We start from the raw sequence: 12,759 nt of genomic DNA on the forward strand, positions 1-12,759 counted from the left end.
TTTCTGAAGCGTTTACCCTAACCGTAAAACGTCAAGCTTTTGAATTGACTCTTAGGTTAGACGCTTGCATTGCTTGGACAGTTTTCCGCCCAACGCAAGACGCCCACACAAGTCACCTGCGCATACTGTCAAAGATCAACTACTTGCGATCCTTTCTTCGAATCGCCCCGAAACCTTTCGTCCCGGGTGAGCCGCCCATTCTACATCCCTTTCTACTTCCGTCAACACTCAAAATACAAAAAGTTAGTTGAGCTGGAAGGGGAACCTTCGTCGACGGGCTACTCGTCGAAGGGGGTGAAATCATAGCGCCGCCTGACGAATCTGTGAAGAGGCAAATTCGGCCCGAGCGAAAAAAAATATGCCCGCTGCTAACAGCAACGATTGGACTGCCACGGCATTCGACAACAGTCGGGCAAGAACTCTACCTGTCGGCGCCATCAACTGGCTGAACGCGCCGCCAAGCGGCCACACCATCGCCTTGAAACCACCGCTCGGGCTCGCGCGCCGGAATAAACCCCACCCGATAAGGGACCAGCATCCCTGGTCGCAACTGTTCCAGTGCGTCCCAGTCATCTTCGAAAGGGATAAATTGCTGCATGGCTGTTCCTTGATGGCTATCGCAGGATCATTCCAGCAGAGGGAACGGCCCGTGCACCGGCGAAATCGGGCGATTTACAGGCAGGGTGCGGCGGATCAGTCGATTTCGATCATCTCGAAGTCATCCTTGGTCGCCCCGCAATCCGGGCATGTCCAGGTGTCGGGCACGTCCGCCCAGCGCGTGCCGGGCTCGATACCTTCTTCCGGCAGCCCCACGGCCTCGTCGTAGATGAAGCCGCAGACCACGCACATCCATTTGCGCAGGGTGGTGTCGGTGGAGGCTTGATTCATAGGTACAGTGCCGGATTAGGGAAAAGAGCATTCTCGCAACTCCTCCGTCGATGCGAAAGCCAGCCGCCTCCGCTGCACAGGGCGTACTGCGACTGGCGATCGGCGATAGCACGCCGGACAATGGCGCCTTCTCAGATCGAGCCGCCTGATGACGAACCATGCCCTTTTCCAACGCGCCCTGCCCTTGATCCCGGGCGGAGTCAACTCCCCAGTCCGCGCCTTCAAATCCGTAGGCGGCGAACCTTTTTTTACTGCGCGCGCCGACCGAGCTTATCTGTGGGACGTAGAGGGCAAGCGCTACATCGATTATGTCGGCTCGTGGGGACCGATGGTGGTGGGGCACAACCACCCGCATGTGCGCGCGGCGGTCGAGCGCGCGATCCAGAACGGCCTGTCATTCGGCACTCCCTGCCCGGCCGAAGTCGCCATGGCAGAAACCATCGTGCGACTCGTGCCCTCCATAGATATGGTGCGCATGGTGAACTCCGGTACGGAGGCAACCATGTCGGCGATCCGCCTTGCGCGCGGCGCCACCGGTCGCACCAAGATCGTGAAATTCGAAGGCTGCTATCACGGCCATGGGGATAGCTTCCTGGTCAAAGCCGGCTCTGGTGCGCTCACTTTTGGCGTCCCTACGTCGCCAGGCGTGCCGAAGGCCAACGCCGATCTCACACTGACACTGCCCTACAACGATTTCCAGGCGGCGCAGGCGCTGTTCGCCGAGCACGGCAGCGACATTGCCGGGCTGATCATCGAGCCAGTCGCCGGCAACATGAATTGCATTGCGCCCAAGGAAGGCTATCTGCAGGGCCTGCGCGAGCTCTGCACGCGCCACGGCACCCTGCTGATCTTCGATGAAGTCATGACTGGCTTTCGCGTCGCGCTTGGCGGCGCGCAAGCGCATTACGGCGTAACGCCCGATCTCACCACGTTCGGCAAGATCATCGGCGGCGGCATGCCGGTAGGCGCCTACGGCGGTCGGCGCGATTTGATGGAGCAGATCGCACCGGCCGGCCCGATCTATCAGGCTGGCACCCTGAGCGGGAATCCCGTGGCGATGGCCGCCGGCCTGGCGATGCTCGAACTGGTACAAGAACCTGGTTTCTACGACACGCTATCCGCACGCACGCGCCTGCTTACCGACGGCCTGCAAGCGGTTGCCGACGGCGAAGGCATTCCCTTCAGCACCAACCGGGTGGGTGGCATGTTCGGTCTGTTCTTCACACGCGAGAAAGTAGGCAGCTACGCGCAGGCGTTAGCCGCCGATACGAACATGTTCAACCGGTTTTTCCATGGCATGCTCGAGCGCGGCGTTTATCTTGCACCTAGCGCATTCGAAGCAGGTTTCCTTTCCTCCGCGCACAGCGACGAGGACATCGCCGCCACACTGGATGCCGCCCGCGGCGCCATGCGCCTGGCGCGCGAGGGCTGATCGCGTGTCCGGCGCCCAACCTTCTACCGAACCACCGGGACCCGCAATGGGAGCCAGGTGGCGGGCGCACTGGTTCCACATCATTTTCGGCCATGAGGACATGGCGGGGCGCCGCTTCGATCTGCTATTGATCATGGCGATCCTCGCCAGCATCGCGGTGGCGGTCATGGATACCGTGGCACAAGCGCACGCGCGCTACGGCAAGACCTTCTATGTGCTGGAGTGGATCTTCACCCTGGCCTTCACGCTTGAATACCTGATGCGCATCGTGGTGGTCGATCGCCCTTGGCGGTACATGCGCAGCTTCTTCGGCATCGTCGATGTGCTGGCCGTGCTGCCTACCTGGATCAGCCTGGTGGCAGCCGGAAGCCAATACTTGCTGGTGGTGCGCGCGCTACGCATCTTGCGCATCTTCCGGATCCTGAAGCTCACCCGTTATGTCGGCGAGGCCGACCTGCTGTGGCTCACGCTGGTCCGGGCGCGCCGGAAAATACTGATCTTCTTCAGCACCATCCTTACACTAGTGCTGATCTTCGGAGCATTGATGTATCTCATCGAGGGTCCGGAGGATGGTTTCACCTCGATTCCGACCTCGATGTATTGGGCCATCGTTACCATGACCACGGTGGGTTTCGGCGACATTACGCCAAAAACCATCCTGGGCAAGATGCTGACATCACTGATCATCCTGATCGGCTACAGCATCATCGCCGTGCCCACCGGCATCTTCACCGCGGAACTTGCCGCAGGCATGCGCACAAAAAAGCGGAAACTGATGTCTTGCGCGCGTTGCGGCCGCACCGATCACGAAGACGATGCGCGCCATTGCAGGATGTGCGGCGCCAAGCTACCGCTCGAAAGTGGTTGAATCTGCGCGAGATCACCAACTGCCGGTGTTGGGCATCGAAACCCAGGGCTCACGCGGTGGCAGACGGCCATTTTGCAGCAGCTCGATCGAAATAAGGTCTGGCGAGCGTACGAACGCCATATGACCGTCGCGCGGCGGACGATGAATGGTGTAACCCATCGACTGCAGGTGCTCGCACGTCGCATAGATATCTTCGACCTGGAAAGCCAGATGGCCGAAATTGCGTGCCGAACCGTAATCCTCTTCCGAGCCCCAGTTATGGGTCAGCTCGACTTCTGAGCCGGGGCTATCCGGCGCAGCCAGATAAACCAACGTATAGTTGCCTTCGGGCACGTCCATGCGGCGTACCTGCTTGAGGCCAAGTCCCTCGCAGTAGAAACGAAGAGAAGCTTCCAGGTCACGCACGCGGACCATGCTGTGTAGATATTTCATTGCGACGCTTCCCGATCGTTACACCCGGCAGGCATTATCGCGCGATGAATGCACGCAGTGCGATACGCAGGCGCGCCAGGCCTTCGTCCAGTTCTTCATCCGTGATGTTCAAGGGTGGCACGAAGCGCAGCACGTCCGGGCCGGCCTGTAGCAGGAGCAAACCGTGCGTCGCGGCCATATCGAGTATCTCGCTGGCCTTGCCTTTATGGGATTCGGTCAGTACCGCGCCCAGCATCAATCCACGGCCGCGGACTTCAGCGAAAAGCGCCGACTCCGTAGCGATCGATTGCAACGCTTCGCGCAGCCTCGTCGATTGGCGCCACACGTTAGCCAGAATTTCCGTCGAGCCCAGCTTTCGCAAGGCGACTCGCGCGACTGCCGCGGCCAGCGGGTTACCACCGAACGTCGTGCCGTGCGCGCCGAACTGCATGACCTGCGCCACCTTCGGGCCAGCCAGCATCGCCCCTACGGGAAAGCCGCATCCCAGTGCCTTGGCCAGCGTCACGATGTCCGGCACCACGCCATCTTGCACATGTGCGAACAGGGTACCCGTGCGCCCCATTCCGCACTGGATTTCATCCAGTACCAAGAGCGCATCGTGGGCGTCGCACAGCTCCCGCACGCGCCGCAGGAATGCCGGAGCGACAGGCACCACTCCACCCTCGCCTTGTACGGGTTCGAGCAATACTGCCGCCACGTCGCCCGCACTGAATGCATTCTCGAGCGCGGACGCATCATTGAAATCCAGATAGCGGAAGCCGCCGGGCAGCGGTTCGTAACCTTCTTGATATTTCGGTTGCGCTGTGGCGGTCACGGTCGCCAGCGTGCGCCCATGGAACGAACCACGGAACGTAATGACCACCCGCCGCTCCGGCGGCCTGCCTTGCGTAGCCGCCCACTTGCGCACCAGCTTGATGGCAGCTTCGTTGGCTTCCGCACCGGAGTTGCACAAGAAGACACGCTCGGCAAACCCCGATGCATCGACGAGCTCCTGCGCCAATCGCAATGGCGGCTCGGTGTAGAACACATTGCTGCTGTGCCAGAGCTTGCTCGCTTGCGCCGTCAATGCGGCAAGCAGATCAGGATCCTGGTGCCCCAGCGCATTGACGGCGATGCCCGCGCCGAAATCGATGTATTCACGCTCATGTGTGTCCCACACCCGGGCGCCCTTGCCGCGATCGAGCACCAGTTCGCGCGGTTTATAGACCGGCAGCCAATATTGTTTGCCGAGATCGATGAGAGATGGAACCGATTCCTGCGCAGGCTGCATGCGTGACTCCTGGTACGGCCGCGGCGGCCGCACCATTGGGCGAGAGGGGGAAGCATCGCATCCTAGCCAGCACGCCTTGCCGGCGCCAGCCCGGCACCATACGCGCGCGTTGTTCCCTGGCGAACAGCCTGTAACAGCCTTGTTACATCGCCGAAAGTGGCGCTACGGCGCCACTCGCAAGCGCCCAGGCAGCCTGCTGCCTGTATCAAGGTGTCACAGGCGCCGCTTACGCCAACTTCCTGGTTCCTTGCTACACCGCCATTTTCCTGGTGTTTCCCCCGCTGGCACGCTGTTTGCCATCTGTTCCTCAGGAAACATTAGGACGTAGCCCATGGACAACCTGCTCGCGCGCTCGCATCGCCTTATCCGTAGCCAGACCCTGGCTGCCGGCGTGCTGTGTTCGCGCTAGTGCCGGCATTGTCTTTGGCCGATGGTACAGGTACTGGCGCAACTGGCCCGTAAGGCAGCTGCTTCACGCAAATGGAATTCGCCGTCGCAAGACGGCAATGAGGGCGGTAACCCGGCGACATGCCGCCGGGCACCATGTGGAAGCCCCCGGCCCGTCCCCTGCGGGTCGGGGGTCTTCCCTTTCGCTAGGATTGGCGGCCAATGGACGTGCGATGCGTCTTCTCGATTATTCTTGGCTTGTTTGCGCTCGCCACGGCTCGCGCGAACCTGCCCGTGCGCGGGCGAGGCAGGCTTCCTGATGGCGCGCCATAAGCATGCCCGTGGACAACCTGCAGCAACTGCATTTCGCCCATATCCGTGCGCCGCATACCGACTAAAGCTGCGAGGCCGCCGCGCTCGCGACCGCCCTGACTATGGCTATCACCCTGATGTGGACGAAAACTCAGTCATCGCGCAGCGGAAAATATCCAGGCCGCGTCGACGACGCAAACAGCGCAGTCGAGCAAATCCTCGCAAACTCGAAGTGTGCAAGATGCCCTGAAGCAGCAACAGAACACGGTCTCGATCGCAAGATAACGCTCGAAAACGATCTTATCCAAAACCACACGATCGCAACCACACGATCGCGCCGAGCTGACGCTCAACGGCTTTTAGCACGGAACGCGATCTTCCTCGGCATATCGCGATCGACCGCGTTATGAGCAAGGCGGTGCAGGAGGCTCGATGAAACCAACCCCGAATGCGCCAGACTTCACGCTGACGTTCAAGCTTTCTATATGTCCTTAGCGGCGTCGCATGTATGTCAGTGCATGTCTTCGAGCACCAACTGGTGCTTTTTGCATAGTCGATAGATAGTGACACGCGATACTTTCAGACGTCGCGCGCACTCGCTGATGTTGAAGCGGGTTTCGCGCAGGCACGCCACCACCGCGTCGCGCTCGGCTGAGGTACGGGTCAGGCCGAGGCTGGAATGTCCACTCCTGGTAGCGATTGCCTCCTGCAAGTCTAGGTCCGCTACGCTGATTTGCGCACCCTCTGCCACGACTGCGGCACGTTGCACCCGATTGAGCAATTCACGCACGTTGCCCGGCCATGCGAAGTCGCGCAGCGCTTTGCGTGCGAGCGGACTGAAGGTGCGTGCATGGCAGTCGTGCTGCTTACGGAAAGCGTCCAGAAAAATCTGCGCCAGCTGCAATACGTCGTCGGCACGTTCGCGCAATGCGGGCATGCGCAGCCGCAGCACGTTGAGCCGGTAATACAAGTCCTCGCGGAAGCGGCCTTGCGCTACCGCTTTTTCCAGGTCCACGTGCGTGGCGGCCAGCACGCGCACGTCCAGCTTGATCGATTGCGTGGACCCGACGCGCTCCAGCGTGCCTTCCTGCAGCAGCCGCAACAGGCTGATCTGCGCATCGGGCGGAAGGTCGCCGACTTCATCCAGGAATACGGTTCCACCGGCTGCCGCTTCGAAATGGCCGACACGTCGCGCGTTGGCGCCCGTGAATGCGCCACGTTCATGACCGAACAATTCCGACTGCACCAGGTTCGCCGGCAAGGCGCCGCAATTGATCGCTGCGAACGGGCGGTCGCTGCGCGGCGAAAGCTTGTGCAACGCACGCGCCGCAACTTCCTTGCCGGTACCGGTCTCGCCAGTGATCAACACCGGCAAATCCACCGGTGCGTATTTGCGCAAGCTGGCCACCACCGCCATCATCGCCGCGCTGCTGCCGGTTATGCCCGGCACATCGCTGTGCGAAACGGGCATGGCGATATCGCCTGCAAGCGTGCCGAGCGTGTCGACCAATCGCTGCAGATCGATCGGCGCGGTAAAGAAATCGAGGCTCGCGCGCACGATGCGCTCCACTTCTGGCGCCTGCACCACCGTATCGGCGGACAGCAAAGCCAGCCAGGCCAGGCGCGGATGATCCGCCATCAACCTGGCCATTCCGCGCAACGTCTCGGCATTAGCCTGGCGCAAGTCCGCCATCGCTACCACCGTGTCGCCGCGCCGGATACCCACACCCCCTCTTTGCGCACTGGCATCCGCTACGCGCGTATGCCAACCGGCCTGTGCCAAGCGTGTAATTTCGCTGTTCGTTGGCTCACCGAACCAAACGATGCAGCGGACCGACGTGTCGCCCATCATCGCAACGCCTCCTTCCAGGAATGCTGACCTACACCCCCGCCACATCCCAGTCGCAGGTTTCCACCATCCCCAAAGCCAGCGAGCACCCTATAAAATGGGATGCATTTCACAAAATATACACCCAATCCGGTCGGGTGATCATTTTTTGATCAAGCTCTCTCCGTTCGCCATCCCCTCATCAGGCGTGCGATCGGATAGTACGCGCCAATGACGGCGACCCGATGACACCCGGCAGCTATCTTGAACGAGCTAGTTCAGGAACAGATCGGGCAACAAGGGCGTGCCGAGCTTATAGGCATATTTGTCGAAATCTTGTGTCCCCGTTTCGCGCAGGACGTCCTCATCGATCGCGAAGCGCCCGGTGCATGACTTGGCCGGCTGAACCAGCAAGGCATATGCGGCATCGGCAACGATCTCTGGCCGGCGGCACTGTTCCGGCCTTACGCCCTCGATCATCCCGATCGCCGCGGTGGCTATGACCGTGCGCGGCCATAGCGCGTTGACCGCAATACCCAGCGGCGCGAATTCCGCGCTCATGCCCAACACGCACAGGCTCATGCCGTACTTGGCAATGGTGTACGCGGTGTGCGGCGCGAACCATTTCGGATCGAGATTTGGCGGGGGCGCGAGCATCAGTACATGCGGATTGTCCGCCTGCTTCAGATACGGCAGGCACGCCTGCGTGACCATGAAGGTACCGCGCGTATTGACCTGATGCATCAGGTCATAGCGCTTCATCGGGGTACCTTCAGTGCCTGCCAGCCAGATGGCGCTGGCATTGTTCACCACGATATCGATACCGCCAAAGCGCTCCGCCGCCTGTGCGACGGCCGCGTGGACGCTGGCTTCGTCGCGGATGTCGACTTTCAAGGCGAGCGCCTTGCCGCCCACCGCTTCCACTTCGGCCGCCGCCGTGTGAATCGTGCCGGGCAGCCTGGGATTGGGCACCGCGCTTTTGGCGGCGATGACGAGATTGGCGCCATCGCGTGCGGCACGCAGCGCAATCGCCAGCCCGATACCGCGCGAGGCGCCGGTAATGAACAACGTTTTGCCGGCGAGATGGCTCATCATGGTGTCCTCACGCTTTCTGGAAGCGCGGCAAGATATCGCGCAAGGCGGCCAGCCGCCGTAGCGGATCGGTCATTTCCAGCAGTTGCTGTTGTTCCTCGGTGGCCAATGGCAACAGCTCGGCCAGCCGGAAGCCGAGCCAGCCGGCATCGTCGTAAGCATCGCGCGGCGCGTGTCGCCAGTGCGGCCCCATGGTGTCGATCAGGCGCTCCAGGATGGTCTGCAGCAGCGCGAATTCCACCGGCACTTGATGAGGCGTCTCATCCGGCCACAGCTCGATCGCACCGCGCAGCAAACCGTCCGAGCGCACGCGCGTGCGCAGCACCCGGAAACGACTGTCGCCTTCGGCAACGATTCCGAGCAAACCGTCCTGTCGATGGCTAAAATCAGTCAGGCGCGCCAGCGTGCCCACGGCAGCCGGTTGCGCCGGCATCCCGACTTCGCCGCCCTCCAAGATCAGGCAAACGCCAAAGGGCGCGCCCGTGCCGGCACATTCACGCACCATATCCAGATAACGCGGCTCGAAGATGCGCAAATGCAACTGGCCGCCCGGATAAAGCACGGTATTGAGCGGAAACAACGGCAAGTCGGCGAGTGGGAGCTGGGCGGCCATGCCATCATTTTAAGCGCAAGTGCCAGCGCAGCTGGCGCAGGCTTGGTCAGCCGGAAGTGGCAACGCCTTCCAGCATCTCGACCAAGCGGCGTGGTGCATTGTCGAAGCCGCCGTTGGACATGAATACCACGTGGTCCCCATGTCGCGCCTGCGCCTTGAGCGAAGCGAGCAAATCGTCGACGGTGGCGGCGGTATGGGCGCGGCCATGCAGGGCATCGGTCACGCGCCTGGCATCCCAAGGCCATTCCGGACGATGCAGGAACACCACCGCATCGGCATTGGCCAGCGATGGCGCCAGCCCTTCGGCATGCGCGCCCAGGCGCATGGAATTGGAGCGCGGCTCCAGCGCGACAAGGATGCGCGCCTTGCCTACTTTCGCGCGCAGGCCCGCGAGGGTGGTGGCGATCGCCGTGGGATGGTGCGCGAAATCGTCGTAGACATGAATGCCATCGACGTTGCCTACGACTTCCATGCGGCGTTTGACGCTCTCGAAATGACTGAATGCCGATAGCAACGCCCGTGGATCGGCACCTGCGGCCGTCGCCGCAGCCAAGGCTGCCAAGGCGTTCATGACGTTATGTTCACCCAGCAGTGGCCAGTGCACGTCGCCAATCCGCTCGCCTCGGTACTGCACCGAGAATGCCGAACCATCCGCGGCGGCCAGCGTGGCCTGCCAATCCCCCCGGCCGATGCCGAAGGTTTCCACCGGCGTCCAGCACCCCATGGCCACTACCTCGGCGAGCCGTGCATCGTGCGCATTGACGATCAACCGGCCATTGCCCGGCACAGTGCGCACCAGATGGTGAAACTGGCGCTGGATGGCGGCAACGTCGGGAAAGATATCGGCGTGGTCGTATTCGAGGTTGTTGAGGATGGCGATGCGCGGCCGGTAGTGCACGAATTTCGAACGCTTGTCGAAAAACGCGCTGTCGTACTCATCGGCTTCGATCACGAAATGCCGGCCCTGTCCCAGCCGTGCCGAAATGCCGAAGTTGCCGGGCACCCCGCCGACCAGGAAACCGGGCGCGAGCCCCGCGCTTTCCAGCAGGTGCGCCAGCAAGCTGGTGGTCGTGGTCTTGCCATGCGTGCCGGCCACCGCCAGCACTTCGCGCTCGGCCAGCAGACGCTCTCCGAGCCACTGCGGACCGGAGATATAGCGCAAGCGTTGATCGAGCATGTACTCGACCGCCGCATTGCCACGCACCATCGCGTTGCCGACCACCACCAGGTCCGGCGCCGGCTGCAAATGGGCGGCCTGGTAATCCTGCATCAGCTCAATGCCCAGCGCCTGCAACTGGGTACTCATCGGCGGGTAGACATTGGCATCGGAGCCTTCCACCGTTTCGCCGAGCTCGCGCGCCAGGGCCGCGACGCCGCCCATGAAAGTGCCGCAGATGCCAAGGATATGCAGACGCATGAAAGACCTGTTTACGTACCGGGAGCCTCTCCCCCGCGTCCGAGGGAGAGAGGAAAGCAGATTCAGCCGTTGGCCGCTGCCGTTTCGTTGGCGAGGGCGCGCTTGACGCGGGCGGTGACTTCATCGAGCTCACCCACGCCATCCACGATCTGCAGCTTGCCGCGGCGGGAATAGAAATCGGCAACCGGCGCCGTTTGCTCCGCGTATACCTTCAGGCGGCCGCGCACCACGTCCGGGTTGTCATCCGGGCGATGCTCGGCGGCGAAGCGGATTTCGCAGCGCTTGACGATCACTTCGTTCGGCACCTCAAGCTTCACCACCCCGTCCAGCGGCTGGCCGATCTTGGTCAGCAGATGGTCCAGCGCGTCGGCCTGCGCGAGATTGCGCGGATAACCGTCAAGGATGAAGCCGGATTTGGCGTCCGGATGGGCGAGGCGCTCTTCCAGCATGCCAAGCAGGATGTCATCGGAGACCAATTGGCCGGCGTCCATGACCGCCTTGGCTTTCACGCCAAGAGGAGTACCGGCTTTCACGGCCGCGCGCAGCATGTCGCCGGTCGAGATGTGCGGCACGCCCAGTTCGGCCTTAAGCCGGGCGGCCTGGGTACCCTTGCCCGAACCGGGCGCACCAAGGAGGACAAGTCGCATAAAGCTCCACAAGATCCATGTTCTGCCGCACACTGCGACGGGTCCATGGATTCCTAGACGAATAGCGGCCAAGGTAGCGTCTGCAGGGGGTGCCGTCAAACCGCGTATCGGCCGAATGGCAGCCAAGTCGCTGATGTATATGCGGTCCGCGTTTGACACCGGATCGTCACGCACCTTTCCTTCATATTGCATAGGTTCTGGAGCACACCATGAAGTCCAAAGCCCGTCCTGCCACCGGCCGTCTTCTGTACGCTCAGTCCGGCGGGGTCACTGCCGCGATCAATGCCACTGCCGCGGGCGTCATCCAGAACGCGCGCGCGCATCGCATTCCGGTATATGCCGCGCACAACGGCATCCTGGGCGTCCTTCGCGAGGCGTTGATCGATACCAGCAAGGAATCGGCCTCGGCCATCGCGGCGCTGCGCCACACTCCGGGCGGCGCATTCGGCTCCTGTCGCTACAAGCTGAAGTCCCTGGATGCCAACCGCGTCGAGTACGAGCGCCTGATCGATGTGCTGCGGGCGCATGACATCCGCTGGTTCCTCTATAACGGCGGCAACGATTCAGCCGACACGGCGCTTAAGATTTCCCAGCTCGGCAAGGCAATGGACTACGACATTCGCTGTATCGGCGTACCCAAGACCGTGGATAACGACCTGGCCGTCACCGATTGCTGCCCAGGCTTCGGCTCGGTGGCGAAGTACACGGCGGTTTCCACGCTGGAGGCCAGCCTGGACGTCGCCTCCATGGCCGATACGTCGACCAAGGTGTTCATTCTGGAAGTGATGGGGCGGCATGCCGGCTGGATCGCCGCAGCGGCCGGCCTGGCCGGGGAAGGGGCTGACGCGCCGCCACATGTGATCTTGTTTCCCGAGCGCGTGTTTGACGAGGCCGCGTTCCTGGCCAAGGTGAAGGCCACGGTGGAACGTGTGGGCTGGTGCACGGTGGTGGCTTCCGAAGGCATTCGCAACGCCGAGGGTCAGTTCCTCGCCGAGGCGGGCACACGCGATTCGTTCGGTCACGCGCAATTGGGCGGTGTGGCTCCGGTACTCGCCGCGCTGGTCAAGGAACAACTCGGCTACAAGTATCACTGGGCGCTGCCTGACTATCTGCAGCGCTCGGCACGCCATATGGCATCGAAAACCGATGTGGACCAAGCCTACGCGGTGGGCAAGGCCGCCGTGGACTACGCGCTGGCCGGCATGAATGCAGTCATGCCGGTGATCGTGCGCACGTCGGATATGCCCTACCGCTGGAAGATCGAGCCGGCGGCATTGGAGAAGATCGCCAATCGCGAGAAAAAAATGCCGTCCGGCTTCCTTACCCGCGATGGCTTCGGCATTACGGCGGCCGCTCGTCGCTATCTGTCGCCCTTGATCCAGGGCGAAGCACCGCCCCCTTATGGCCGCGACGGCCTTCCGAAATATGCGCAGCTTAAAAATGTTGCAGTGGCGCGCAAGCTTCCCGTGTTCAATACGTAAGCCTCTGCCCCACCGCGCGTAAGGGATGCTCTGATCAATGCTACGCAGGCGGCATGATGACCAGAAGGCTCGCAGAGTGTGTTGTGCGGCGC

Annotated in this window: 12 protein-coding genes; 3 read left to right on the forward strand and 9 right to left on the reverse strand. The window is 62.0% G+C overall.

All coding sequences use genetic code 11. The features are described 5' to 3' along the window. Positions 1-421: 421 nt before the first annotated feature. Both ISP15_RS05870 and ISP15_RS05875 read right to left on the reverse strand, forming a co-directional pair. On the reverse strand, positions 422-598 hold the full coding sequence (locus ISP15_RS05870) for a hypothetical protein (protein ID WP_404546049.1): 177 nt from the start codon (positions 596-598) through the stop codon (positions 422-424). Positions 599-693: 95 nt separating this feature from the next. Further along, positions 694-888, reverse strand: coding sequence for a rubredoxin (locus ISP15_RS05875; protein WP_404546051.1), 195 nt, complete (start codon positions 886-888; stop codon positions 694-696). A 148-nt stretch (positions 889-1,036) separates the two neighbouring features. Between ISP15_RS05875 and hemL the strand changes: the two genes are divergently transcribed. Continuing rightward, positions 1,037-2,320, forward strand: coding sequence for a glutamate-1-semialdehyde 2,1-aminomutase (hemL, locus tag ISP15_RS05880; RefSeq protein ID WP_404546053.1), 1,284 nt, complete (start codon positions 1,037-1,039; stop codon positions 2,318-2,320). Between the two features lie 46 nt (positions 2,321-2,366). Next, positions 2,367-3,188: an ion transporter gene (locus tag ISP15_RS05885; protein ID WP_404546055.1), complete on the forward strand. Its 822-nt coding sequence runs from the start codon at positions 2,367-2,369 to the stop codon at positions 3,186-3,188. Between the two features lie 12 nt (positions 3,189-3,200). Here ISP15_RS05885 and ISP15_RS05890 read toward each other — a convergent pair whose 3' ends face one another. From ISP15_RS05890 to ISP15_RS05920, 7 genes are all read right to left on the reverse strand, one after another. After that, a complete protein-coding gene (locus ISP15_RS05890; protein WP_404546057.1) occupies positions 3,201-3,620 on the reverse strand; it encodes a VOC family protein in 420 nt (139 codons plus the stop codon). Between the two features lie 34 nt (positions 3,621-3,654). Next, positions 3,655-4,890, reverse strand: a complete 1,236-nt coding sequence (locus ISP15_RS05895) for an acetylornithine transaminase (RefSeq protein WP_404546059.1) — start codon at positions 4,888-4,890, stop codon at positions 3,655-3,657. Between the two features lie 1,210 nt (positions 4,891-6,100). Continuing rightward, positions 6,101-7,441, reverse strand: coding sequence for a sigma-54 dependent transcriptional regulator (locus ISP15_RS05900; protein WP_404546061.1), 1,341 nt, complete (start codon positions 7,439-7,441; stop codon positions 6,101-6,103). A 249-nt stretch (positions 7,442-7,690) separates the two neighbouring features. Then, positions 7,691-8,509 carry an SDR family oxidoreductase gene (locus tag ISP15_RS05905; protein ID WP_404546063.1) on the reverse strand — a complete coding sequence of 273 codons (819 nt, stop codon included), beginning with the start codon at positions 8,507-8,509 and terminating at the stop codon, positions 7,691-7,693. Between the two features lie 10 nt (positions 8,510-8,519). Continuing rightward, entirely contained in the window at positions 8,520-9,122 is a 603-nt protein-coding gene (locus ISP15_RS05910) for an LON peptidase substrate-binding domain-containing protein (RefSeq protein WP_404546064.1), read from the reverse strand. Between the two features lie 46 nt (positions 9,123-9,168). Beyond that, complete coding sequence (mpl, locus tag ISP15_RS05915; protein WP_404546065.1) at positions 9,169-10,539, reverse strand: UDP-N-acetylmuramate:L-alanyl-gamma-D-glutamyl-meso-diaminopimelate ligase; 1,371 nt, start codon at positions 10,537-10,539, stop codon at positions 9,169-9,171. 62 nt (positions 10,540-10,601) lie between these two features. Further along, a complete protein-coding gene (locus ISP15_RS05920) occupies positions 10,602-11,186 on the reverse strand; it encodes an adenylate kinase (protein WP_404546067.1) in 585 nt (194 codons plus the stop codon). A 209-nt stretch (positions 11,187-11,395) separates the two neighbouring features. On the opposite strand from ISP15_RS05920, the gene ISP15_RS05925 reads away from it, so the two are divergent. Next, positions 11,396-12,667: a 6-phosphofructokinase gene (locus tag ISP15_RS05925; protein WP_404546069.1), complete on the forward strand. Its 1,272-nt coding sequence runs from the start codon at positions 11,396-11,398 to the stop codon at positions 12,665-12,667. The last annotated feature ends 92 nt before the right edge of the window (positions 12,668-12,759 follow it).

Source organism: Dyella jejuensis, from assembly GCF_044904675.1.
Taxonomy (GTDB): Bacteria; Pseudomonadota; Gammaproteobacteria; order Xanthomonadales; family Rhodanobacteraceae; genus Dyella_B; species Dyella_B jejuensis.

Coding starts and splice junctions, on each gene's coding strand:
- mpl (WP_404546065.1), bottom strand. CDS start 10,539: ATGCGTCTGCATATCCTTGGCATCTGCGGCACTTTCATGGGCGGCGTC.
- hemL (WP_404546053.1), top strand. CDS start 1,037: ATGACGAACCATGCCCTTTTCCAACGCGCCCTGCCCTTGATCCCGGGC.
- ISP15_RS05905 (WP_404546063.1), bottom strand. CDS start 8,509: ATGAGCCATCTCGCCGGCAAAACGTTGTTCATTACCGGCGCCTCGCGC.
- ISP15_RS05900 (WP_404546061.1), bottom strand. CDS start 7,441: ATGATGGGCGACACGTCGGTCCGCTGCATCGTTTGGTTCGGTGAGCCA.
- ISP15_RS05885 (WP_404546055.1), top strand. CDS start 2,367: ATGGGAGCCAGGTGGCGGGCGCACTGGTTCCACATCATTTTCGGCCAT.
- ISP15_RS05910 (WP_404546064.1), bottom strand. CDS start 9,122: ATGGCCGCCCAGCTCCCACTCGCCGACTTGCCGTTGTTTCCGCTCAAT.
- ISP15_RS05870 (WP_404546049.1), bottom strand. CDS start 598: ATGCAGCAATTTATCCCTTTCGAAGATGACTGGGACGCACTGGAACAG.
- ISP15_RS05920 (WP_404546067.1), bottom strand. CDS start 11,186: ATGCGACTTGTCCTCCTTGGTGCGCCCGGTTCGGGCAAGGGTACCCAG.
- ISP15_RS05925 (WP_404546069.1), top strand. CDS start 11,396: ATGAAGTCCAAAGCCCGTCCTGCCACCGGCCGTCTTCTGTACGCTCAG.
- ISP15_RS05890 (WP_404546057.1), bottom strand. CDS start 3,620: ATGAAATATCTACACAGCATGGTCCGCGTGCGTGACCTGGAAGCTTCT.
- ISP15_RS05895 (WP_404546059.1), bottom strand. CDS start 4,890: ATGCAGCCTGCGCAGGAATCGGTTCCATCTCTCATCGATCTCGGCAAA.
- ISP15_RS05875 (WP_404546051.1), bottom strand. CDS start 888: ATGAATCAAGCCTCCACCGACACCACCCTGCGCAAATGGATGTGCGTG.